The 22853-nt window shown below is 71.6% G+C and carries 17 protein-coding genes; 8 read left to right on the top strand and 9 right to left on the bottom strand.

Going from position 1 to position 22853, the window contains the following annotated elements; all coding sequences use genetic code 11:
- Positions 1–92: 92 nt before the first annotated feature.
- Both ADL03_RS18060 and ADL03_RS18055 read left to right on the top strand, forming a co-directional pair.
- On the top strand, positions 93–1172 hold the full coding sequence (locus tag ADL03_RS18060) for a glycosyl hydrolase (RefSeq protein WP_053734646.1): 1080 nt from the start codon (positions 93–95) through the stop codon (positions 1170–1172).
- Between the two features lie 163 nt (positions 1173–1335).
- Positions 1336–1620, top strand: coding sequence for a MoaD/ThiS family protein (locus ADL03_RS18055; protein WP_053734645.1), 285 nt, complete (start codon positions 1336–1338; stop codon positions 1618–1620).
- A gap of 163 nt (positions 1621–1783) precedes the next feature.
- Here the strand turns inward: ADL03_RS18055 and ADL03_RS18050 are convergent, their stop codons facing one another.
- Together ADL03_RS18050 and ADL03_RS18045 are read right to left on the bottom strand one after the other, a co-directional pair.
- The gene (locus tag ADL03_RS18050; protein ID WP_053734644.1) at positions 1784–2638 is read right to left on the bottom strand and encodes an SWIM zinc finger family protein; all 855 of its coding nucleotides are present in this window, start codon (positions 2636–2638) and stop codon (positions 1784–1786) included.
- Positions 2631–5606, bottom strand: coding sequence for a DEAD/DEAH box helicase (locus ADL03_RS18045; RefSeq protein WP_053734643.1), 2976 nt, complete (start codon positions 5604–5606; stop codon positions 2631–2633). Before ADL03_RS18045 ends, ADL03_RS18050 begins: the two co-directional genes overlap by 8 nt.
- 30 nt (positions 5607–5636) lie before the next feature.
- On the opposite strand from ADL03_RS18045, the gene ADL03_RS18040 reads away from it, so the two are divergent.
- Entirely contained in the window at positions 5637–7103 is a 1467-nt protein-coding gene (locus tag ADL03_RS18040) for an aromatic amino acid ammonia-lyase (protein ID WP_053734642.1), read from the top strand.
- Between the two features lie 1146 nt (positions 7104–8249).
- On the opposite strand, the gene ADL03_RS18035 is transcribed toward ADL03_RS18040, so the two are convergent.
- From ADL03_RS18035 to ADL03_RS18025, 3 genes are all read right to left on the bottom strand, one after another.
- A complete protein-coding gene (locus ADL03_RS18035) occupies positions 8250–8525 on the bottom strand; it encodes a GlsB/YeaQ/YmgE family stress response membrane protein (RefSeq protein WP_053734641.1) in 276 nt (91 codons plus the stop codon).
- A 64-nt stretch (positions 8526–8589) separates the two neighbouring features.
- Positions 8590–9072 (bottom strand): hypothetical protein, encoded by a 483-nt coding sequence (locus tag ADL03_RS18030; protein WP_053734640.1) that lies wholly within the window; start codon positions 9070–9072, stop codon positions 8590–8592.
- A gap of 119 nt (positions 9073–9191) precedes the next feature.
- Positions 9192–10250, bottom strand: coding sequence for a DUF2786 domain-containing protein (locus ADL03_RS18025; protein WP_053734639.1), 1059 nt, complete (start codon positions 10248–10250; stop codon positions 9192–9194).
- A 116-nt stretch (positions 10251–10366) separates the two neighbouring features.
- On the opposite strand from ADL03_RS18025, the gene folP reads away from it, so the two are divergent.
- Genes folP through ADL03_RS45520 form a run of 3 tightly spaced genes read left to right on the top strand, consistent with a single transcriptional unit; the run spans position 10367 to position 12423 of the window.
- Positions 10367–11149, top strand: coding sequence for a dihydropteroate synthase (gene folP / locus ADL03_RS18020; protein ID WP_082373245.1), 783 nt, complete (start codon positions 10367–10369; stop codon positions 11147–11149).
- Position 11150: 1 nt separating this feature from the next.
- Complete coding sequence (locus ADL03_RS18015) at positions 11151–12089, top strand: hypothetical protein (RefSeq protein WP_053734637.1); 939 nt, start codon at positions 11151–11153, stop codon at positions 12087–12089.
- Positions 12090–12093: 4 nt separating this feature from the next.
- Positions 12094–12423, top strand: coding sequence for a hypothetical protein (locus tag ADL03_RS45520; protein WP_197288426.1), 330 nt, complete (start codon positions 12094–12096; stop codon positions 12421–12423).
- On the opposite strand, the gene ADL03_RS18010 is transcribed toward ADL03_RS45520, so the two are convergent.
- Positions 12380–13432: a cytochrome P450 gene (locus ADL03_RS18010; RefSeq protein ID WP_053734636.1), complete on the bottom strand. Its 1053-nt coding sequence runs from the start codon at positions 13430–13432 to the stop codon at positions 12380–12382. The two genes, ADL03_RS45520 and ADL03_RS18010, sit on opposite strands and share 44 nt — an antisense overlap.
- Positions 13433–13516: 84 nt before the next feature.
- Here ADL03_RS18010 and ADL03_RS50490 point away from each other — a divergent pair, with 84 nt between their 5' ends.
- On the top strand, positions 13517–15781 hold the full coding sequence (locus ADL03_RS50490) for a LuxR C-terminal-related transcriptional regulator (protein ID WP_053734635.1): 2265 nt from the start codon (positions 13517–13519) through the stop codon (positions 15779–15781).
- A gap of 26 nt (positions 15782–15807) precedes the next feature.
- Positions 15808–16314, top strand: coding sequence for a hypothetical protein (locus ADL03_RS18000; RefSeq protein ID WP_053734670.1), 507 nt, complete (start codon positions 15808–15810; stop codon positions 16312–16314).
- On the opposite strand, the gene ADL03_RS17995 is transcribed toward ADL03_RS18000, so the two are convergent.
- From ADL03_RS17995 to ADL03_RS17985, 3 genes are read right to left on the bottom strand one after another with little or no spacing between them, the layout of a single operon-like run.
- A complete protein-coding gene (locus ADL03_RS17995) occupies positions 16309–20178 on the bottom strand; it encodes a TIGR02680 family protein (protein WP_053734634.1) in 3870 nt (1289 codons plus the stop codon). The two genes, ADL03_RS18000 and ADL03_RS17995, sit on opposite strands and share 6 nt — an antisense overlap.
- Positions 20171–21325, bottom strand: a complete 1155-nt coding sequence (locus ADL03_RS17990) for a TIGR02678 family protein (RefSeq protein WP_053734633.1) — start codon at positions 21323–21325, stop codon at positions 20171–20173. Before ADL03_RS17990 ends, ADL03_RS17995 begins: the two co-directional genes overlap by 8 nt.
- Entirely contained in the window at positions 21322–22725 is a 1404-nt protein-coding gene (locus ADL03_RS17985) for a TIGR02677 family protein (RefSeq protein ID WP_197288425.1), read from the bottom strand. Before ADL03_RS17985 ends, ADL03_RS17990 begins: the two co-directional genes overlap by 4 nt.
- Positions 22726–22853 lie beyond the last annotated feature (128 nt).

The raw sequence follows: 22853 nt of genomic DNA, 5'->3' as shown, positions 1-22853 counted from the left end.
CTTGCGGGTCTACGTGGCCTTTCACGCGCATCCGGAAATTGTCGGACCCCAGGCGTAACGTGCCCCGCATCACATCTTCGAGGAGGCGGACGATGACGGTGTTGCTGGCGATCGGCACGCGCAAGGGCCTGTGGCTGGCGCGCAGCGAGGACCGCGTGACGTGGCAGGTGGACGGCCCGCACCACCCGATGCAGGAGGTGTACGCGGTCGCGCTCGACACCCGTGGCCCCGGCGTGCGGCTGCTGGCCGGGGTGTCCTCACCGCACTTCGGCCCCGGCGTGTCCAGATCGGACGACCTCGGCGCGACCTGGGAGGAACCGGCGGACCCGCCGATCGCGTTCCCGGTCGACGCCTCACTGGAACGCGTCTGGCAGCTCCAGCCCGCCCCCGCCTCCCAGCCCGGCGTCGTCTACGCGGGCACCGAACCCTCCGCACTGTTCAAGTCCACCGACGGCGGCCGCTCGTTCGAGTTCGTCGAGGGCCTCTGGAACCACCCGCACCGCCCCGAGTGGGGCGCCGGCTTCGGCGGCCAGGCCGTCCACACGATCGTGCCCGACCCCGTCGACCCCGACCGCGTGCTCGTGGCGATGTCCACCGGCGGCGTCTACCGCACCACCGACGGCGGCAAGTCCTGGGAAGCCCGCAACAAGGGCATCAAGGCCTACTTCTTCCCCGACCCGTGGCCCGAGTTCGGCCAGTGCGTCCACAAGGTCGCCCAGCACCCGTCCCAGCCGGCCCGCTTCTACGCCCAGAACCACCACGGCGTCTACCGCAGCGACGACGGCGGCGACACCTGGCAGTCCATCGCCGAGGGCCTCCCGACCGACTTCGGCTTCGCGATGGTCACCCACCCCCACGACCCGGACACCATCTTCACGTTCCCCATCGAGGCCGACGGCCGCCGCTTCCCACCCGAGGGCAAGTGCCGCGTCTACCGCTCCCGCGACGCCGGCTCCTCGTGGGAGGCCCTGGGCTCCGGCCTGCCCGACGCCTTCTGGACCGCCGTGATGCGCGACGCCATGTGCACCGACAACGCCGACACCCCCGGCGTCTACTTCGGCTCCCGTTCCGGCGAGGTCTACGCGAGCCCCGACGAGGGCGAAACCTGGCACCAGGTCGCCTCCCACCTGCCCGACGTGATGTCCGTCCGAGCAGCCGTGATCCCCGCATGACCCCGCACCCCACCCGCCTCGCGCCGGCTGTGGTTGGCCGTCCTGCAGCCGCGTTGTCCACGCTCGCTGCCGCGTCGTCCGCCTCCACGTCGTTCGTGCGCGCGGTGCGTGCGTCCCTAGCGGCAACATCCGCTGCGGTGGCCGATCGAGAGGCGGTGCCCGCATGAAGGTCACCGTGCTGATCCCCGGCGTTCTGCGCACCGCGACCGACGGTGCTTCCCACGTCGACGTCGACGTCCCCGAGCCCGCCACCCTCGGCGGCGCCCTGGACGTCCTCGCCGCCACCTACCCCGGCCTGGACCGACGCCTGCGCGACGAGCGCTCCGCGCTGCGCCGCTACGTGAACTTCTACGTCAACGGCGAGGAATGCCGCCGCCTCGACGGTCCCGCCACCCCACTGCCACCCGGCGCGGAAATCCAAATCTTGCCCTCGGTGGCAGGCGGCTAGACCCGCGCGGCACCCAGGAGGTCCGTGCCCACGCGGATGGGCGGCGGACCTCTGAGCCTGCCCGCCTCGCCTGCCCGCCTCGCCCGCCTGCCCGCTGTGCCTGCCCGCTGTGCCTGCCCGCTGTTCTCCCAGCCTCGGCATCAGCGCACCCGTCGCGCCCGGTTCAGGCGTCGGTCGGCTCGGCCACATCGGGAGGCGGCGCCGCCAGGGCGCGGTAGGCCGGGCGGAGCAGGTCGACGAGGTTGTCGCGGCGGATGGTGATCGGGACGGCGTCGAGCTGGTCGAGGACGGCGTCCGGGCGCACCGTGGCGGTGGGGTCGCCGAGGGGGATGCCGGTGGCCGTTTGCTTGTGCCAGAAGGTGTCCAGGCACTGGGTGAGGGGCGCGGCTTCCTCGCGGGTGACGGTCGAGCGCGTGGTGCCGCGGAGGGTGCGGAGGCGGTCGAGTAGGTCCTCCCGGCTGCGGCCGCGCCAGGCGAGGATCTCGAAGGGGTCGTTGTCGAACGACTCGGCGAGCAGGTAGCAGGCCGCCGCGAGGTGTTTGCAGGGCACCTCCCAGTCGGGGCAGGTGCAGTCCATCGTCATCTCGCGCATGGAGGCCGGGAAGAGTTGCAGGCCCAGGCCCGCGAACAGGGTCTCGATGTCGCGGGGCATCTCGCCGGCCAGGAGCTTGGCGGCGTAGAGGGCCTGGCCGGCCAGGGCGTGTTCGATGCGCTGCCACTCGGGGGTGGTGAAGGACTTGATCGCGATGCGCGCCTTGTACGGGGTGGGGCGCGAGCCCTGGACGAGGGCGATGACCATGCTCGTGGACAGCGACAGGCTCAGCACCTGGCCCTGGCGCGCGTAGTTGCGGCCGCGGGTGAGGCGGCCGCCCATGCCGAACGACTCCAGGACCTCCAGGAAGCGTTGCGACCACCAGGTGGTGGCGATGTCGCCGCGCTGGCTCTTGGCCTTGATGCCGTGGTCGACCTTGATGGTCTTGCCGTAGCGGGAGCGTTCGCCGGACCAGTGCTCACTCACCGATGGCCTCCCCGGACAGCGTGAGCAGGTCGCGCAGCTGGGCGGTGGAGAGCTCGGTGAGCCAGTTCTCGCCCGCGCCCACGACGAGCTGGGCGAGTGCGCGCTTCTCCTCGATCATGGTGTCGATGCGTTCTTCGAGGGTGCCGATGCAGACGAACTTGCGCACCTGCACGTTGCGGCGCTGGCCGATGCGGAACGCGCGGTCGGTCGCCTGGTCCTCGACGGCGGGGTTCCACCAGCGGTCCAGGTGGATCACGTGGTTGGCGGCGGTCAGGTTGAGGCCGGTGCCGCCTGCCTTGAGGGACAACAGGAACAGCGACGGGCCGTCCTTGGCCTGGAAGCGTTCGACCATGCGGTCGCGGGCCTGCTTGCTCGTGCCACCGTGCAGGAACATCACCTCGGTGTCGAAGCGGGCCGCCAGGTACGGCACGAGCATGCTGCCGAACTCGGTGAACTGCGTGAAGCACAACGCCTTGTCGCCCTCGGCGAGGACCTCTTCGAGCACCTCCTCCAGGCGCGCGAGCTTGCCGGAGCGGCCAGCGACGCGGGAGCCGTCGCCCAGGAAGTGGGCGGGGTGGTTGCAGACCTGCTTGAGCTTCGACATCGTCGCGAGCACCAGGCCCTTGCGGCCGATGCCCTCCGCCTCCTCGATCTTCTCCAGCATGTCGTTGACGACGGCCTGGTAGAGGGAGGCCTGCTCGGTGGTGAGGTTGCAGAGCTGGCGCATCTCGACCTTGTCCGGCAGATCGCTGATGATGCGCGGGTCGGTCTTCACGCGGCGCAGCACGAACGGGTTCGTGATCTTGCGCAGGCGGGCGGCGGCGTCCTGGTCGTTGTGGCGTTCCACCGGCACGGCGAAGCGGGCGCGGAAGGTGTTGATCGTGCCGAGCACGCCGGGGTTGGCGAAGTCCATGATCGACCACAGCTCGGCGAGGCGGTTCTCCACCGGCGTGCCGGTCAGGGCGACGCGGTGGCGTGCCTTGAGCTGGCGGACGGCCTGGGACTGGCGGGTCGCGCTGTTCTTGATGTTCTGCGCCTCGTCGAGCACGACGCGGTCCCAGGTCAGGTCGCCCAGCGCGGTGGCGTCGCGGGCGGCGAGCGCGTAGGTGGTGAGCACCAGGTCGTGGCTCTCCACGGCCTCGCGCAGCGCGTCGCCGTCGAGGCGGTCGGCGCCGTGGTGGACGTGCACCGAGAGCTCCGGCGTGAACCGCTCCGCCTCGCGCTGCCAGTTGCCGACGACGGACATCGGGCAGATCAGCAACGTCGGCGGGCGTGTGCCGTGCGCGCGGTTCAACGCCTCCAGCGCCAGCAGCTGCACGGTCTTGCCCAGGCCCATGTCGTCGGCGAGGCAGGCGCCCAGGCCGATCTTGTCCAGGAACGCGAGCCACGCCAGGCCGCGCTGCTGGTACGGGCGCAGCACGGCGCCGAAGCTCGCCGGGGGCTCGACCGGTTCCAGCTGCTCGTCGACCTTGCCGGACAACAGGTCGCCCAGCCAGCCGTCGGCCTCCACCGACGTCAGCGGCAGCGGCAGGCTCTCGTCCTCCTCGGTGAGTCCACTGTGGAGCATCACCTCGGCCGCGGTCATCTGGCCGCCGCCGCGTTTGAGGAACGCCAGGCCCGCGGCGAGCCGTTTCTGGTCGACCTGCACCCACTGGCCGCGCACCCGCACGAGTGGCACCTTCGCCCTGGCCAGCTCGGCGAGCTCCGCGTCGGTCAGCGTGTCCTCGCCCAGGGCGAGCTCCCACCGGTAGTCCACGATGGACTTCAGGCCGATCTCGCTCTCCTTGGCCACGGTTCCCGCCGTGCCACGGCTCTTCGTCGTCAGCTTCAGGCCCAGCCGCACCCGCTGCTGCCACCACGACGGCAGCAGCACGCCGAACCCGGCCTGCGCCAGCACGGGCGCCGCCGTCAGGAACCGGTACGCGCCCTCCGCGCCGACCTCCAGCTCGGCCGGGTGCGCGCCGCGCAACGCCTCGTCCAGGTCGGGGTGCAGGCGGCTCGCGCGGCCGAGGTCGGCGAGCAGGTGCTCCTGCGGCGCCGGAATCCAGCGCCGCAGCACGGCGTCGTCGGCGAACCACACCTGGTGCGCCGGCACCAGCACGCTCGGCTCGTCGACGGCCTGCAGCAGGAACTCCACCGCCCACTCGTCGTCCCCGCGCTGCTCGGGGGAACGCAGCCGGAAGCACGTGCGCACCGGGCTCTCGTTGCCCGCGCTCCGCCGCCACCGGTCGAGCTGTTCGCGCAGCTCGTAGAGCTCCACCGGGTCCGCGTCGAACTCCGGGTCCCCGGTGAGCGCGGCGAGCCACGCCTCCGCCGTCGTCTGCTCCCCGCGCCGGTGCGGCGCGAGGGTCACCTTGCCGAGCCGTGCCCGCACCTGCTCGTCCACCGCGGTCGTGAGCGCGGCGCGCACCAGGTCGGCCGGCTCGCTGACGACCTCCTCACACCGGCAGGCGGGCGGCATCGCGGCCTGCAACGCGGCGAACCGCGCCGAGTCCGTGCCCGACAGCACCGGCACCCACCGCGCCCGCGGGCGGTCCGGCGCGACCGACGGCAGCACGCGCCCACGCGTGACGAGGTCCACCGCGAACGCGGCGACGTCGAACACGAACCGCGCCGAGTCGCTCAGCCGCACCTCCGCGCCGATCTCCGGCCTGTCGCCGAAGCGGATCGTGGGCACACCCCACTGCCTGAGCTGCACCTTGCCGCGCTGGGCCCGTCCCGCCGTGAGGGGGTCGCGCACCAGCTCCGGCGAGGCCATCGGACCCGACGCGTAGGACGGCAGCAACAACGCGCGCACGGTCGCTCGCGCATCGTCGATTCCCAGCGCCGCGGCGAGTGATTCCGCGGTCGCCGCGAACGGGTGCGGTGCGTCCCGGCGGCTGCTCTCACTGCGTGCGGGCAGCACGGAGTCCTCGGCCCACAGCGCGAGCGCGCCGTCGGTCGTGCACAGGCCATGCAGTACGAGCACCTGCGAACCCTATGTGTTCACATTGTCGCCATGGTCGATGACACCCCTGTCGTGCTGGACGGTCGGTCCCTCGGCGGCGACGACGTCCTGCGCGTCGCCAGGTACCACACGCCTGTGGTCCTGCACGCGGACGGAATCGGCCGCCTCGAAGCGTCGTGGCGCGCCAGCCAGCGCCTCGTCGTGCGACGACAGGTCTACGGCCGCACCACCGGCGTCGGCGCGAACCGCGACCAGATCGTCACCACCGAGGGCTGGTCCGAGCACGGTCTGCGCCTGCTGCGCAGCCACGCCGGCGGCCTCGGCGGCATGCTCCCCGAGGAACAGGTGCGCGCCATGATGGTCGTGCGCCTGAACCAGCTCCTCGCGGGCGGTGCCGGTGTCCGCGGCGCCGTGGCCGAAGCCCTGCTCGCCGCGTTGAACAGCGGCTGCTACCCCGGCGTCCACGAGTACGGCGCGATCGGCACCGGTGACCTCACCGCGCTCGCCGAGACCGGCCTCACCCTGATCGGCGAGCGCTACTGGCTCGGCTCCACGCAGACCCCGGACCCGATCGACCTCGACTCCGGCGACGCCCTCGCCCTGATCAGCAGCAACGCCCTCACCATCGGTATGGCCGGACTCGCCTGGCACGACGCGTCCGAGCTGCTCAGGGCGACGCAGGTCGTCGCCGCCCTGTCGTTCCTCGCCGTCGACGGCGCCGTCGAGGCCTACGCCGAACGCGTCCACCTCGGCCGGCCCCACCCCGGCCAGGTCGCCGTCGCCGCCGAGATGCGCCGCCTGCTGGGCGAGCCGTCCCGTCCGCCCGCACGTATCCAGGACCCGTTCGGCTACCGCTGCTTCCCGCAGATCCACGGCCCCGCCGTCGACGCCGCCACCGACCTCGGCCGCGTCCTCGACGTCGAGTTCAACGCCGCCGCCGAGAACCCGCTCATCGTCGCCGACCACTTCGGCCACGAGGACGACGCCGCCTACCACCACGGCGCCTTCCACAGCGCGTACCTCGGCCAGGCACTGGACCGGCTGCGGCTGGCCCTGCTGCACACCGGCCACCTCTCGACCGCCCGGCTCGCCACCCTCGTCGAGCCGAACTTCACCGGCCTGCAACCGTTCCTGGCCGAAGGCGTGCGTGGCAGCTCGGGCGTGATGATCCTCGAGTACAGCGCCAACTCCGCACTGGCCGAGGTCCGCACCCTGGCCGAGCCCGCCAGCATCGGCAACGCCGTCGTCTCGCGCGGCCAGGAGGAGAACTCCAGCTTCGCCTTCCAGTCCGCGAGCCAGGCCCTGCGCTCGCTGGGCGCGTTCCGCCTCGTGCTCGCCTGCGAGATCGTCGCAGCCGTGCGCGCCCTGCGGCTGCGCGGCATCGTGCCCGACACCGCGCCGCTGCGCGCGGCGTTCGAGATCGCCGAGGCGAAGCTCAACCCGGACATGACCGACCGTCAGCTCAGCCCGGACGTCGAGGTGGCCTCCGCCCTGCTCGACGAGTTCGCTTCCTGCTGATTCCCACCTCTCTCCCCCGCGGTCTGGCGATCTTCCCGGTCATGGCTTTGCTCGCACGACCTGCACGTCGACGTTGTCGAGGCCTGTCGCGCCGCGTCCGGTGTGGACACCGTGGACATCCTGCGCACACGGCCGGGGCGTCCATTGCGGTCAGGTATGCGCTGCGGTATCCCTCCTGCGTTCGGCACCTGGTACTGGTGACGCCGTCGTTGCGCTCGTTCGGGTGTGGCACCGGATCCCGCCGAACTCCAGGGCTGCGGCACGGTCCGACGTAGGTCTGGCGCGACGGCCTCGCGGGCGCGCTGAAGGCGGTGGGCGGCAGCACAGCCGCTGCGATCGGGTCGCGTTGGCTCCTCTCTACGACGGGCACTGCGATGTGTGGGCGCAGGCTTACAAGCGCCTGGCAGACGAAATGCCGGACGCGCCGGTGGCCGGGTTGGTCCCGCGGTCTGCGATGGTCGTGCAGCCTGGGGCGGGGCACTACCTGTGGACGGACGCCCTGGCTTTCCTCCAGGGCGTGGTTGAGGGGTCCTGGCGAGGTAGGCCTCGGGTGGGCTGGGGGTGTCCGCGTCGACGGCGGGCGCTCGCGGGTGCGTGCGGGATCAGGGCACGGAGGGTGTGCGGCGGGTGCGTCGGGGCGCGGAGTGGGCACTGTGGACCGGTGACGGGCGGGCGACCGAGGGGCGGCGGACTGCGGAGGGCCAGCGGGTTGTGGGCTGGCGGGGTCGACGCGTGGGCCGCTGGTCGGTCGGGCGTGTGGGCCGGTGACAGGTGTGCCGGGTTGGTTGCGGAACAAGGGGTGCCGACGGGTGAGGCGTCGGCTCGGCCGGTGGTGAGGCGGTGTCCGCGTGGACGGCGGGCGCTCGCGGGTGCGTGCGGGATCAGGGCACGGACGGTGTGCGGCGGGCGCGTCGGGACGCGGAGTGCGTGGCCTCGGAACCGAGGACCGGTGGGCGCGCGGGACCGAGGGGCGGCGGACAGCGGAGGCCAGTGAGCTGGCGGTCGGCGTGTGGGCCGGTGGTCGGTCGGGTGCGGGCCGGTGTGGAACGACTGCGGGGTCGTTGTGGGGCAAAGGAGCGCGTGAGGTCGGGCGGCTGCTGGAGGGCCCGCCCGGAGGCGTGGGCGGCGCGAGGCCGCCCACCTGGGTCAGTGGGGGGCTTTGGACCCCACGCGGCGGTTGGCCAGGACCGTGACGCCGGCGCCGGCCAGGCCGACCTGGAGGGCGAGCTCGATCCAGTCGATGCCCGCGGTGTCGGCGACGCCGAGGACGGTGGCGGCCGCGGTTCCGAGCAGAGCTGCCGCGATGCCGACGAGGATGGTCGTGAGCAGCGAGACGTGTTGCCTGCCGGGAACCACCAGGCGGCCCAGGCCGCCGATGAAGGCGCCGATGAGCAGCGCGCTGATCAAGCCGGTGATTTCCACGGTTACCCCCTGAAGACTCTGGTGCGTACTGCTCCAGGGTCCGCCGCCAGAGGGAGTGCGCGAATCAGGTCTTTCCCTGACTCGGCCCTGACATTGCCCCTAGTAGGGCGGCCGCCGTGGAGGAGAGCTCGCGGCCGGGGACGTCCGGGTCGCAGCCGACGCGGGCCAGGCGGGCCCTGATGGCCGTGGAGGAGCGCTGCATCTCCTCGCCCAGCGCGCGGATGAGGACGGCCGCGTCGTCGGTGGACGGGGCGAGCCAGGCGCAGCGGAGGTCGGAGTCGAGGGCTTCGGTCCAGGGCTGGTTGGCGTTGGCGTGGCGGGAGGGGCGGCTGCGCAGGCGCGTGTGGGCGCCCAGGACGCGGGACAGCAGCTTGCCGACCGCGGCGCCGCCTTCGACGGGCAGTCTCAGGCGGCCGTCCGCTATCACCTCTCCCGAGGGGGCGGACCCCAGCAGTTCGAGGACCACGGACTCGTCCGCGTCCGTCGTGGCGCTCAGCCGGTACGTGACCTCGCCGAGCTTCGTTTCGTTCTGGTAGGTGCTTGGCATGGGGTTGAGGTTAGGGAGGGGGTCTGACGGTTTTTCGCCCTTGTTGGCCTGGGATGGCCGGGGATCGGGGGGAGTTCACTCGAACGGGTTTGGGGGGCTCCCCGGTGCGGGTGGGCGGGTCAGCGGGGGTCCCGCTGCCCTCGGCCCGACGTCACGGAGCTCCGGCCGGTACCGAGGTCGGCGACGTTCGCCGCCGCACGCCCGGCGCCCCATCCCGCCGCCGACCGCACCGTCACCCGCGTGGTCCGCGTCCGCGTGAACATCTCCTCGAACAACGTGTCCACGGCCTTCTTGCGGTTCGCCAGCACCGGCAGCAACCGCTCGTCCGCCACCGGCTCGTCCGGCTGCAACCGCTCACCGATCCGGGCCGCGTAGGCGATCAGGAACGACTTGCGGAACGGCCGCGACCGCGCCTCGCTGCCCTTCGTGGCCTTCCCGCCGGCGGCCACCATCGCGCGCGTCGCCTGCACCAGCAACGACGTCGACAGCAGCTCCACGATCTCCAGGTCCACCTCGTCACCCACCAGTGCGACGAACCCGAACCCGTCGTACGCCACCGCACGGGTGCGGGAAGCCTCCGCCACCACGTGCACGAGCTGCGACTTCTCCTTGAAGTACGCCTTGTCGAGCCACATCCGCCGCGACGTGGCGAGCGGCGGCAGGTCCGCGTCGAGCATCGCCCGTTCGAGCGCGTGCCGGTTCATCAGGTCCTGCGCCTTGGCCGACAGCGCCTCGGCCTCCTCCGGGAACGACGTCGACTCGGCCTTCGCGAGCAGCCCGCGCACCCGGTTGAGCACCTTCGGGTCCACACCGGCGCGTTCCAGGCCGCTCAGCGCGTCACCGGGCAGCGGCAGGATCCGCGGCAGGGTCGGCAGCCGCGTGAGGAACGAGAGCAGCTCAGCGGCCGTGCGGGAGGCGTAGGCCCTCGTCTCGATGTGCCGCGCCGCCCACGCCTCCAGCAGTGGTCCCTCCCACCAGACGGTGGCGCCGATCTCGTCGAGCTGCCGTTGCCACCGCGGGTGGACGGTCGAGGCCGCGTGGGGCGAACAGGACAAAGCGATCACGTCCACCACGAGGGAGGCCGCCGACTCGTCGAGCGAACGCGACACCGCCTCGCGAACGTCGTACGGCAACCAGCCGCGCTCCCACAGGGCGTCGACCGCTTTCACCAGTTCCACGCAGGGCAGTATGAGACGTCCGCCATGTGCACAGTCCGGGGCCCGCCTGGTAGACACGGGATGTGATCGAGCTCCAGTTCCGCGGCCGGACCGTCGTCCGCGACCACGCGCTGGTGATGGCGATCATCAACCGCACCCCGGACTCGTTCTACGACAAGGGCGCCACCTACGCCGAGGACGTCGCGATGGAGGCCGTGCACCGCGTCGTCGACGAGGGCGCGGACATCATCGACATCGGTGGCGTGAAGGCCGGACCGGGTGATGTCGTCGACCCCGAAGAAGAAGTGCGGCGCGTTGTGCCGTTCATCTCCCGGGTGCGCGATGCCTATCCCGACCTCATCATCAGCAGTGACACCTGGCGGGCGGACGTCGGGCGGCTGGCCTGCGAGGCGGGAGCGGACCTGCTCAACGACACGTGGGCCGGAGCGGACCCGGAACTGGCCGTGGTCGCGGCCGAGTACGGCGCCGGATACGTCTGTTCGCACACCGGCGGTGTCAGGCCGCGCACGCGTCCGCATAGGGTGAGCTATCCGGATCTCGTGGCGGACGTCGTCGCCGAGACGACGGCTCGCGCCGAGAAGGTGGTCGCTCTGGGGGTGCCGCGCAAGAGCGTGCTCATCGACCCGACGCACGACTTCGGCAAGAACACCTGGCACAGCCTCGCGCTGGTGCGGCACACGGACGTGCTCGTCGCCACCGGGTGGCCGGTGCTGATGGCGTTGTCCAACAAGGATTTCGTCGGGGAGACCCTCGGCGTTGAACTGCACGAGCGCGTCGAGGGAACCCTCGTCGCGACTGCGATCGCGGCGGTGGCGGGCGCCGCGGTGTTCCGCGCGCACGAAGTGGCGCGCACCAGACGAGTACTCGAGTCCGTCGCTCGGCTGCAGCAGGAGGTATGAGGTGGACGACGTCTTCGCCCGGTTCTCGGACGACCGGTGGGACGACTTCCTCGACGAACTCGACAAGATCCGCGTGACGGTGGTGGATCCCGCGGAACGACAGCAGGTGAAGGTCAACGCACGCCGTGACGCACGGGAGGCGGCCGGTCAGCCGCTGCTCGTGCGGATGGCCATCGCCGACCACTACCTGAACCTGCTCGCCGTCGGCGTGTGGGCGGGCGACGAGAGCTGGCGCGCTGACCTGCGTGACCTGGTCATCTCTCTCGTGCCCGAGGACGACCAGACGCGCGACGACGGTCTGTTGAGCTCCGTCATCGCCGTGGTGCTCGCACAGCTGCTGCAGGACGCACGCCTGCGTGGTGGCTCCGAGGCGGACGTCATCGCGCGCACGGCGTGGGAGAAGGCGCAGGAGTGGGCGGCGTACGCGGAGGACCGCCACGTCGAACGCCTCCTGCACCACTCGACGGAGGCCGGCGCGCGCGTCGTGACGGCGACCGAGGTGCAGGAGGTCGTGGAACTGGCCACGGCCGCCGCCGACGACCAGCACGCGGAGACCATCGCGGCGCTGGAGGCCGAGGGGTTCACCGCGGAGCTGATGAACGGCGTCTGGGTGGTGGAGGGCGACTTCCGCAACCCGGTCCGCGCCGCGGCACGCGCGATCACCCTCACCGGCTACGGATGCGTGCTCGCACGGAACATCCGCCAGTCGGCGGTGATGCTGTGGCACGGCAACACGCTCGCCATGGCAGACTCCAAGGTGCCGCGCTGGCGGGTCTACCCGGTCCTCGCCCCGGTCACCCCGCAGTCGAAGTTCTCCGGCGGTGAGGGCCTGCCGTTCACCCGCGACACCCACCCGTTGGCACCCGCTCCGGAAGTCGTGCGCCGGTTGGCCGACGCCGTGGGCGTCAACCTGTCCCATCTGCTGGCTGCATTGCGGTGAAAGGGTGATCTTTGCCTTGCCGCAACCCGCAGTGGCTAATCTTGGCGGCATGCCCAGATTTGCCGAGTTCGATGTGGAAGGCCTGCGGAAATCCAGCGCCGTGGCGGACTTTCCCTGGTCAGAGACGTGGGTCACGTTGATCCGGGTCGACGCCAAGGGAGTCGTCCGGCAAGCCACCTCGTTGACCGAGAAAGTTTCCTTGCTGACCGTCGCGTCGGACAAGGACCTCGTCATCGCCTCCTGTCCGGAGATTTACGCCGTCGACGACCTGTCGGCGGCCCGAGCGGCCGTCAGGGCTTCGGTCGCACGCGAAATGTCGCCAAGCCTCGGATGAACGACTCCCGCCACTCGGGCTCAGCGGCGAGCACGAGTTCCGGGAACCGCCGCAGGAGCGTCCCGAGCGCGATCTCGCCCTCGATGCGCGCCAGCCGCGCCCCCAGGCAGTAGTGGACGCCGTGCCCGAACGTGACGTGTGGGTCCCGGCCCAGCCGCAACACGTCCGGATCGGGAAACCGGGACGGATCCCGGTTCGCCGCCCCGAGTGAGACGGTGACCTGCGCAGACCGTGGAATCGTGACCCCTCCGATCACCACGTCGGTCGTTGCCGTGCGAGAAACCCCCTCGGCGAGCGGCGGGTCGTAGCGCAGAAGCTCCTCCACGGCGTCCGGAACCAGCAGCGGGTCGCCGGCCAGCCTCTGCCTCATGACGGGATCGCGCAGTAACGCGAGCAGTCCGTTGCCGATGAGCTGCACGGTCGTCTCGTGCCCGGCGGTGATGAGCAGCACGAGGGTCTGCACGAGGTTCGGCTCGTCGCGCAGCTCGGTGATGACGTCGTCACCGGGCTCCTTGGTGTCCAGCAGGTGCTGCACGTACGCCGCGAACTCGCCGTAGGCCACGACCATGGTCTCCGGCGTGAGCAGCTCCGCGGTGAGCCTGCGCAGCTCGTCCCTGTCCCTTTCGGGCACTCCGAGCAGTTCACAGATGACCGTGATCGGCAGCAGGTAGGCGAACGTGGCGATCACGTCGACCTCGTCCTCGCTCTCCCACGCGTCCAGCAGATCGTTGGTGATCTGCTCGATGCGCGGTCGTAGTGCCTCCATGCGTCGCGTCGAGAACGCACGCGCGATGGGTTTGCGTAGTCGCGTGTGCTCCGGTGGGTCCGTGTGGTTCAACATTCCGCCCGGGATGATGGCGCTGCTGAGGCCGGGGTGGTCGAGCGCCTGCACGACGTCGTCGTAGCGGCTGATCATCCACGTCTGCCGGCCGTCCGGCGCCTCGACCAGCGCCGGGCCCTTCTCGCGCCACTCGTCGAAGTACGGGGTCGGGTCGGTGAAGAAGCTCATGCCGGCAGTCTTCGGGTTTGCGCTGTTCAGGGGATGAGTGAGTGACCACCCACCTCGACCGCGCGGATCACCTAGCCTGGTGGCGTGGGGTGGCCGTTCGTGGGGAGGGACGCCGAGCTCACCGCGGTCCGGCGTGCGGTGCGCGGTGCCGGGCTGATCGTCGCCGGACCCGCGGGTGTGGGCAAGACCCGGCTGGTGGACGAGGTGGCGTGCGACGTCCGGCTGCGCGCCACGGCCGCGCTGTCGGCGATCCCGTTGGGCGTGATGGCGCCCTTCTTGCCGTCGGTGGATCCCTCGCCGTTGGCGATGTTGAGCGCCGCACGGACCGCATTGGCCGGTCGTGTCGTGGTGGTGGACGACGTGCATCTGCTCGATGACGCATCCGCCGGCCTGTTGCACCTCCTCGTCGCGCACCGCGAGGCAGTGGTGGTGGCGACGCTGCGGTCCGGTGAACGGGCACCGGATCCGGTTGTCGCGCTGTGGAAGGACGAACTGCTGCCGCGCATCGAGCTCGAACCACTCGGGCGGGACGCGGTCGTCGAGGTGCTGGAGACGGTGCTCGGCGGTGCCGTGGACAGCGCCACCGCCGAACGGTTGTGGACCGCGTCCGCAGGCAACATGTTGCTACTGCGAGAGATGCACTTCGCGGCGCAGTGGGTGTCGCACGGCGGTGTGTGGTCGTTGGACGGTCCGCTGCCGTTGTCCGCCCGTCTGGTGGAGCTGATCGAGGCGCACCTCGCGGCGGTGCCGGACGATGACCGGCGGCTGCTGGAGCTGCTGGCGTTCGGCGAGCCGCTCGACCTGCCCGCTTCGGAGGCGTTGGACGGACTTGTCGTCGTGTCGGAGGAAGGGCTCCGGCTCGCACATCCGTTGTACGGCGAGGTGTTGCGCGCGCAGTGCCCACCTCTGCGCAAGCGCAACCATCAGCGTCACCTGGCCTCGGTGCTGGACGATCCGTTGCGTGTGGCCGTGTTGCGTCTGGACAGCGGCACGGCCGATGATCCGGCGCTGCTGCTCACGGCCGCTCGTCTGGCGTGTGCGACAGGTGACGTCGGTCTGGCTGAACGACTCGCACGCGCCGCATGGTCAGTCGGTGGTGGTGTGGAGGCTGGGCGGTTGTTCGCCGAGGTGCTGACCTTCAGCGATCGTCCCGAGGAAGCCGAAGAGGTCTTCGCGATGGTCGCCACCGACGACGATCCGGTCGAGGTGCTCGCCGTCCGCGCGATGAACCTCGGCTGGGGGCTGGGCCGCAGCGAGGAGGCCGCCGCGCTGGTCGAGATGAGCGTGGTGCGGGCGAACCTGCTGTTCGACGCGGGCAGGTACGACGAGGCCCGCGCGTTGCTCGACGGCACCGACCCGGCGGAAGCCGCGCTCCTCGCGTTGATCGACGTGGTCCAGGGTCGTTACGTGGGCCCGTTTCCGCTCATCGCGCCACGGCCGGGCATCCCGCTGGGCACGGAGACGGTCCGCACCGCCGAGGTGTTCGTGCACGCCGTGCACGGCGACCTCCGGACCGCGGAACGCCTTGCGCGGCAGGCACTCGCCGACTGCGCGGAGTGGCACTCGATGCGGTCGTCGTGGCTGGTGTCGCTGGGCTCGATCCTCCAGGCGCTCGGCCGGTTGGAGGACGCGCGGTCGGTGCTGCGCGAGGCCCGTCCGGCGCGGCCGTTCGTGCGGCTGTGCCTGCTCGCGTGCGTGGAAGCCCAGCTGGGCAACGACGCGCGTGCGGTGCTGGCCGAGGCGGAGGAGCTGGTGCCGCAGGGGATGATGCCGTACCGCAGCGGGTTGTGGCTCGCGCGGATCTGGGCGGGCGGTGCGTCGCCGTTCGACGCGGCGGCGGACGTGCGTGCGCGCGGGGAGCACGCCAGTGAGGCCGTGCTGCTGCATGAGGCCGTGCGGTTGGGGCGCGCGCGTGAGGCGGCAGTGCGGTTGCGGGAGCTGGCCGAGACGACGACCGGGTTGCTGGTGCCGCTGTACTCGCGGCACGCGGAAGCGCTGGTGCGCAACGACTCCGCGGCGCTGGCCGAGGTGGCGGCCGGGTTCGATGCCGCCGGAATGGTGCTGCACGCGGCGGAGGCGGCCGCGGCGTCGGGCGACAGGGCGTTGTTCGGGCGGCTGGTCGAACGGTGCCAGGGCGCGCGGACGCCGGCGTTGGCGGGGATGGCGGCTCCGGGGCTCACGCGACGGGAACGGGAGGTCGCCGGACTGGCGGCGCGGGGGATGACGAACCGGGAGATCGCGGAGTCGCTGGTGATCTCGGTGCGGACCGTGGACAACCACCTGTCGAACGCGTACGCGAAGCTGGGGATCGGGACGCGGGCGGAGCTGGCGGAAACGCTGGGGCGCTGAGGGCCGACAGGCCGGGTGTGGACGCGATGACGCGGATGGCCGGCCTGATCCGGCAGCGCAACCTGATCGACGCCGAGCTGGCCGCGTGCATCGGGCGGCCCGCGCTGCCCGGTCACCTGGGCGAGTGGATCGCGGCGCGGGTCTTCGGCATCGAGCTGGAGCGGCACGTGACGGCCAAGGGCGTCGACGGCCGGTTCGCGGACGGCCGGACGGTGGACATCAAGTGGTACCTCAAGCACGAGGGGCTGCTGGACCTGCGTGCCGGCGGCCCGGACCTCTACCTCGTGCTGACCGGGCCGAAATCGTCCGCGGCGAGTTCGCGCGGCACCACCCGGCCGATGGCCGTCGACGCCGTGTACCTGTTCGACGCCGCGGAAGTCGTGGCCGACCTCCGTTCGCGCGGCCGCAAGGTCGGTACCGCGTCGAGCGTGCGCACCGCGTTGTGGGACGCCGCGGAGATCTACCCGCGGCGGCATCCGGCGTTCGAGGTCACCGACGAACAGCGCGCGATGCTGGCACTGCTGGGGTCATGACTCGTCCGGCTGCAGGCTGTGGCCGTCCCACGTGAACCGCACGGTCGTGACCGCGTCGTCGCCGTCGGTCCCGGTCGTGAGCTGGTGGATCGCGATGCCGCTCAGCTCCCGGTAGTCGCACCACTCGTGGTCCGAGGTCAGCACGAGGTCGAGGTCGAACGCCACGAGCAGTTCCAGCAGCTGGCCGCGGTTCGTGGCGTCGACGCCGACGAAGACCTCGTCGAGCAGGATCAGGCGGGGTGCGGTCGGGGTGGCCTGGTAGTGGGCGGCGGCCGCGGCGAACAACGGCAGGTGCAGGACGATGGCCTTCTCGCCGCCGGACAACGCGCCGTGCACGCGTTTGGTGACGGGGATCCAGCCGTCGCCTCGGTCCACCTTCACGACGAACTGGTGCCAGGTCGTGTAGTCGAGGACCTGGGCGAGTTGTTGTTCCCAGCCCGTGGCGGTGCCGTGGGCGCGTGCCTCTTCTACGCGCTCGCGGAAGAACTGGTGCAGGGCCGCGCGTTCGTCGTCGGTGAGGCCGGACGGGTCGCGGAGGAGGAGGTCGCGGGCCTCGTGGGTGCCCAGGGGGAGTTGCGGGTCGACCTGCCACACGAGCCGCACGCGGATGTTGGAGGCGGTCTGCACGCGTTCGAGGCGCTGGTTCATGGTGCTGACGAGGTCGATGGTGGAGCTGATGCGCTGGGCGAGGTGGCGGCGGGTGTCGCCGGTGAGTAGCTGGTCGAAGAGCGCGCGTTCGCTGTCGGAGATGTGCGCGAGCATGCGGTCGCGGTCGGCGCGCAGGGTGGTCAGCAGGCCGGAGGCGCCGGTGCGCACGCCGTTCACGGTGGCGGTGAGGACGGTGACGTCGTCGTCGGGTTCGAGGGAGAGGTCGACGCGGCCGGCTAGTTGGTGGCGGGCGTCGTGCACGGTGTTGTTCAGGTGGGCTTCGGCGTCGCGGATCAGGCGTTGCTCGAAGGGGATGTCCGCGAGCTCTTCGACCAGCGCCGTGGCGTCCACCGCGGAGACCTCGGCGTCGGCGGGGAGGTGGCTGGTGACCAGGTGGCCGAAGCGGGCGTGTGCGGCCTCGCGGGCGGTGGCGGCCTCGAAGGCGCGTGCGCTGTCGGCCTTGCGGCGTTCCTCCCACGTGCCGAGCACGCGGGCCAGCGAGATTTGCTTGTGCCGCAACGCGTCCTGCGAGTCGAGCAGTGAGCGGGCCTGGGCGCGCAACGAGATGAGGCGCTGGTCGAGCTCGCGGTACTCGGTGCCGGAGGACCGTTCGACGGTCTCCAGGACGATCGCGAGGCCCTCGGCCTCCTGCTGCTGCGTGCCGGCCGACTCCGACGCCTCGTCGGCGAGCTCGCCGCTGGTGGCGGCACGCGCCAGGGCCTGGGCCGCCTGGGTTTCCGCGGCCGCGGCGTCGAGGCGGTCGTCCAGCCAGCGGTGGCCGGTGGTGCGGAAGGCCGACACCGCGGCCAGCACGGCGTCGAGGCCCTGCTCGGTGGTGGGCAGGTCGGTGGCCAGCGCGGTGACGGCACGCAGTGCCTCGGTGACGGCGAGGTCGGCCTCCGCGCACCGGGCCGCGGCAGCAGCGACGGCGTCTTTGCGTGCCGCACAACGCAACTGGGCCCTGGTGCGGTGTTCGCCGGCCAGTTCGAGCGGGTCGTGGGACGGCTGGCGGGCGATCTCACCGGCCAGCGTCGCGCGGCGGACCGAGAGCAGCGACAGGGCGGCGTCGAGGCCGGCCAGGTCGGTGGCGAGCTCCTCGATCGACGCGGTCAGCTCGGCGATGCGGCGGGCGCGGCCCCTTTCCCGTGCGGCCACACCGATGTAAGTGGGTTCGGGCTTGGTCCAGCGGCCGTGCGCCGCGGCCAGCCGCCACGTGCCGTCGGCGCCGATCGCCGCGGTGTGACCGGTCGCCGTCTCCCCGAACGCGATGCCTTCGAGCAGCTGGTGGACGCGCTCGTCCTCGGTGGCCAGCACCTCCAGCAGGGTGCGGCCGGGTGCGGGCGCGGCGAGCAGGGGTTCGGCGAAGCGGTCCTCGTCGCTCAGGCCGAACGAGTTGCCCGGGGTGATCCACGCGTCGAGCAGGCCGGACGCCTCCAGCGCCGCTTCAACGGTCCCGCGCAACGAGGTCGGCACGTCGTCGTAGAACTCGACAAGGCGCCACAAAGGCGTGCCCGCGGCGGTGATGCGGTGGTCGAGATCGCGCGTGTAGGGCGCCGGCGGCGGCACGTCGACCTGGTTGGCCAGCTTCTCGCGGATGGCGTTGTACTGCACGAGCTGGCGGTTCAGCGCGTTGCGGCTCTCGTGCAACGTCGCCTCGGCGCGGCTGAACTCCTCACGGGCCAGCGCGGCGGCCTCCACGACAGCCGCGGGCAGGATCTCGGTGGGATCGGCCAGCGACAGCTCGGTGCAACCACGCGCCCACGTCGCGAAGTCCTCCGCGTACCGCGCAAACGCTTGCTCCTGTGCTTGCTGCGCCTGCACTTCCGCCTGTTCGGCCTGCGCCAGCTCCTCGCGCGTCTCCTCCAGCCGCTGCTGCGCGGCCTTCTGCGCGTGCACGGCCTGGGCGTGCGAGAGCAGCACCCGCCGGATCTCCGCGACCTGCGCGATCCTGGTGTCGACGGCGGCGTCGAGCAGCTGCCGTTGCACGCGCACGTCGGTGCCGCGGTCGAGCTCGGCGAACACCGACGGCATGCCCGCGCGGTCGGCGGCGTGCTCGGCCTCGGTGGCGGACTTGCGCACGTGCTCGGCCAGGTCCGCGGCCGCGGACCTGGCCCTGGCAGCCAGTTCCGCGTCCTCAGTGGCACGGGCGCGCAGCTTCTCCGCGTGTGCGGCGGCGTCGGCGGCCCACGAGCTCGCGGTGTCGAGCTGGCGGCGCAGCCGGTCGACCTGCTTGCCCTTCTGGTAGGCAGGCAGCTCGGTGAGCCCGGTGATCTCGGCGTCCACCCCGCTCACCTCGGCGCTCAGCGCGGACAGCTGGTCCGCCGTCTGCTCGACGTGGACGACCTGCTGCCGGTAGCGGTTCTCGCTCTCCTCGGCGGCACGGGTTCGTTCGGCCAGCTCGGCCTCGGCGGTCGTCAACGCCGTGGCCGCCGCACGCAGCACGCGCTGGGCGTAGGTGCGTTGCCGGGAGGCGAGCACCTCCGCCGTGGCGATCTCCTCGTCGAGACGCCGCAGCTCCTCGCGCTGCCCGTCGAGCAGCTCGAAGCCCTCGGCGATCTCACCGAGCTCCTCGGCGTCCAGCGGCGGGAGTGCCTTGGACAGCAACGTCGACAGCACGCTCGGGTCGAGCCGTTCGGACAGCTTCGGCGTGCGCAGCTGGAGCAGTGCGGTGATCAACGAGTCGTACCGCTGCTCGCTCACGCCGGGGAACAGCGTCGTGCGGACCGTGTCGCGGTATTCGGCAGGAGAAGCGTGCACGGCACCGTGGTCGCCGATCGCGGTGGCGAGGTCGGAGCTGGTCAGCGGCCGCCCGGCCTCGTTGACCAGCGCCAGGTCGCCGACGCGCTGGTCGGTGGTGAAGTAGTGCGTGGTGACGTTGTCGGTGTTCGTCGTCGCCTGAAGCCTTGCGCCGCAGGTGAACCACCGCTCGCCGTGCCGGAACTCCAGCCACACGTACCCGACGCGCGTGCTGCCGTGCACGCCCTCGCCCATGAGGTTCCAGTGCATGGTGCGGTCCGCGCTGCCGAACGTCGACAGGCGATGCGGGCGCAGGTTCGCGTCGAACAGGTAGGGCAGCAGCAGTTCGAGCGCCTTCGACTTGCCGGTGCCGTTCGGGCCCCTGAGCAGCAGCCGGCCCTCGTGGAAGGTGAAGATCTCGTCGTAGTAGCGCCAGACGTTGATGATCCCGGCGCGGCTGGGTTGCCACCGGTCAGTCATGCGGCTCCTCGACGGCGTACCTGGCTGCGGCGGGCAGCCTGCTCACGTTGCCGTTCTCGGTGCGGGCCAGCCCGAACGCGCGCAGCAGCGCGAGCCCGTCCTGCGCGAGCCGCGCGGCGCCGCCGTCGGAACGGTATGCCTTGGCCCAGTTGGGGAACCGGGTCAGCAGCTGGTCGGTCTCGGCGACCAGGTCGTCCTCGGTCGCGTCGCCGTGCGCGAGCCGGTCGAGCAGGATGAGCGCGGCGACCTTGGCGAAGCTGTCGTCGTCGGGGAACCGCGTGTCGGTCGCGATCGCGTCGGCGTCGACGACCAGGAAACCCTCCGCGCGTTCCTCCAGCGTGCACCCGGCGATGCCGACGGCGGTGTGCACCAGCTTGCGGCCGCTCGGGGAGGCGAGGAACGCCCGCTGGTCCTCGGTGAGCTCGTCGCGGTAGACGACCGGGTCGTCGACGAGCCTGCGCAGCACCGAGTGCCTGGTCCACAGGGTGCGCTGGGCGGTGGAGCTGTCGTCGTACCGGTTCTCGCGCGTGAGGTCGGCCATGCTGTCCACTGTGGACGGCGCGGTCGGTGCGGCGAGCAGCCGGGTCACCAGGGTGGTGTCGACCCGGTACAGCACCTTGGCGCCGGGGTGGTCGAGGAAGCTCTCCGTCGCGCCGTCGACGGGTTTGGTGGCGCCGTGGTGTTCCAGGAACAGCAACACGTCCACGAACGCCGACCGCTCGTCACGGCGCGAAGGGTCGAACGCCGGCAGGCCCTCCACTGCCGTCGACCGCCTGACCCGGTCGGCGAGCAGCCCGATCGTGGTCGCCGGACCGGCCAGCAGCTCCGCGCACACCACGCACAGCAGCGTGTAGCGGCGGCGGTCGAACGGCGCGTTCCCCGACCTCGTCCGGCGTGCCGGACGCGTGGGATCCGGCCGATCCGTGGTCTTGGTGAGGCGGGCGTACCCGGCGCGCGGTTCGACATGCAGCCGCCAGCCGCAGTAGTAGTCGAACCACTTCGTGATCGGCTCGCGGCGGCGCCGGACCAGGTCGAACCCGTCGGGCTCGCGCGCGGCGGTCAGCAACGGGCTCGCGAGCAGCATCCTGATGCCACGCGCCACCTCCTCGCTCTCCAACCGGGCGAGCTGGTTTCCCGTCCTGCTCATCGGCGCTGCACTTCGATCACGTAGTCCGGACCGCTCAACGTACCCCTCTGGGTGGTGATCTTGGCCCACCCGCGGGCGTTGCGCAGCCTGATGTGCACCCGGCCGTCACTGGTGGAGGCGGCGCGGGTGCCGGTGCTGTCCGGCATCGCCCCGAGCGCGCGGCCGACCAGGTCGAGCAGCCGGTCGAACGTGTCGTGGTCGAGCTGCTGGAGACTGGAGATCCGGATCGGTCCGTCGGTCTGCAGCTGCTGCCACGCGAGCTCCAGCTCGTGGCGTTCCCGTTGCGCCTGCTCCCTGCGGGCCCGGCGGATCTGCTCGACGTCGCGGACCTTGCCGGTGGCGCCGATGTGCTCCTGCCTGCCGGTCCGGCGCAGCTGCGGCGACACCGGAACCGCCGGCGTGTTGTGCCACGGCTCGGCGCTCGGGATCAGCTCGCCGTCCGCGTGCTGCAGGTGCGCGTGCCGGGCCGGCCACAGCCCGAACGCCGCGTTGAACAGCTCGTGCGCCTCGTCGTCGCTGCTCGTGCGGGCGAACCAGCCGGCGAGCGCGCGGAAGTCGGCGGCGGTGTTGGTGGGCTTGCGGCGTTGCTCGCTGATCCGGTCGAGGGTGCGCAGGAGGTCGACGATCGCGGTGCGGGCGATCTCCTCCAACCGGTCGATCCTGGGGCCGTCGAACCACGCCTGGAGCGTTCGCCACCGGTCGGCGCGCTCCTGCCGCCACTGGCGTTCGTCACGGACGCCGGCGTTCTTGAGAGCGCGTTCATGCAGGTCGTCCGGGGAGAGTTTCGCGAGGGCCTCGCGGATGCGGTGCTTGCGCGTGTCGAGGTCGCTCACGAACGTCTGCAGGTGGGCGACGGTGTCGCGGTCGGCCTGGTCGTGCAGGCGGGTGAGCTCGCCGTGGAACAGTCGGACGCCGGTCTGGAAGGCGTCCAGGTGGCCTTCGAGCTCCATGAGTGCCGCGTACGTGCGGGTTTCGGCCGTGTGCAGCTCTTCGAGGCGGTCCGCGATGGCGTCGAGGGTGGCCGTGTCGAGCGAGCCGGTGCTGTTCATGACCTTCAGCGCGTGCCTGGTGGCGGCGACGGCTGCCTCGCCCGACCTGGTCAGGACGTGGCGGAGGTTCTCGCGCTCGTAGTCGGCCGCGGTCGTGTGGTGCGTGGCGTGACGCTGAACGGTGTCGACCAGACCCCACTGCCGAAGGCCGGCCAGCGCCCCGGTGAGCTCCTCGTCGCTGACCGGGCGGTGGTGCCTGCGCAGCTCGCGGTGGACGTCGTCGAAGGTGAGAGCGATCTCCAGGCGCTCGTTCGCCTCGCCGAACGCGTGGAGGACCGCCGTGTGCAGCTCCGCGTTCGGCGCCGTGGTGAAGCGGAACAGGTCCGCGGGCACCGTCGGAAACGTCGTCACCTGCACCACCGTAGCGGTTGTCCATCGCTCATCCGGGTGACCCGCCCGGCGCTGGTCAGGCCGGAAGCCCGTCCAGACGGTGCCGCCCCGGAATGTCCGCCTTGTGCGGGTTCGTGCAGGCCGGTGCC

The sequence above is a fragment of the Nocardia sp. NRRL S-836 genome (genome assembly GCF_001279525.1).
In the GTDB taxonomy this organism is placed as follows: Bacteria; Actinomycetota; Actinomycetes; order Mycobacteriales; family Pseudonocardiaceae; genus Lentzea.
This window is presented reverse-complemented; position numbering and strand designations above follow the sequence as displayed.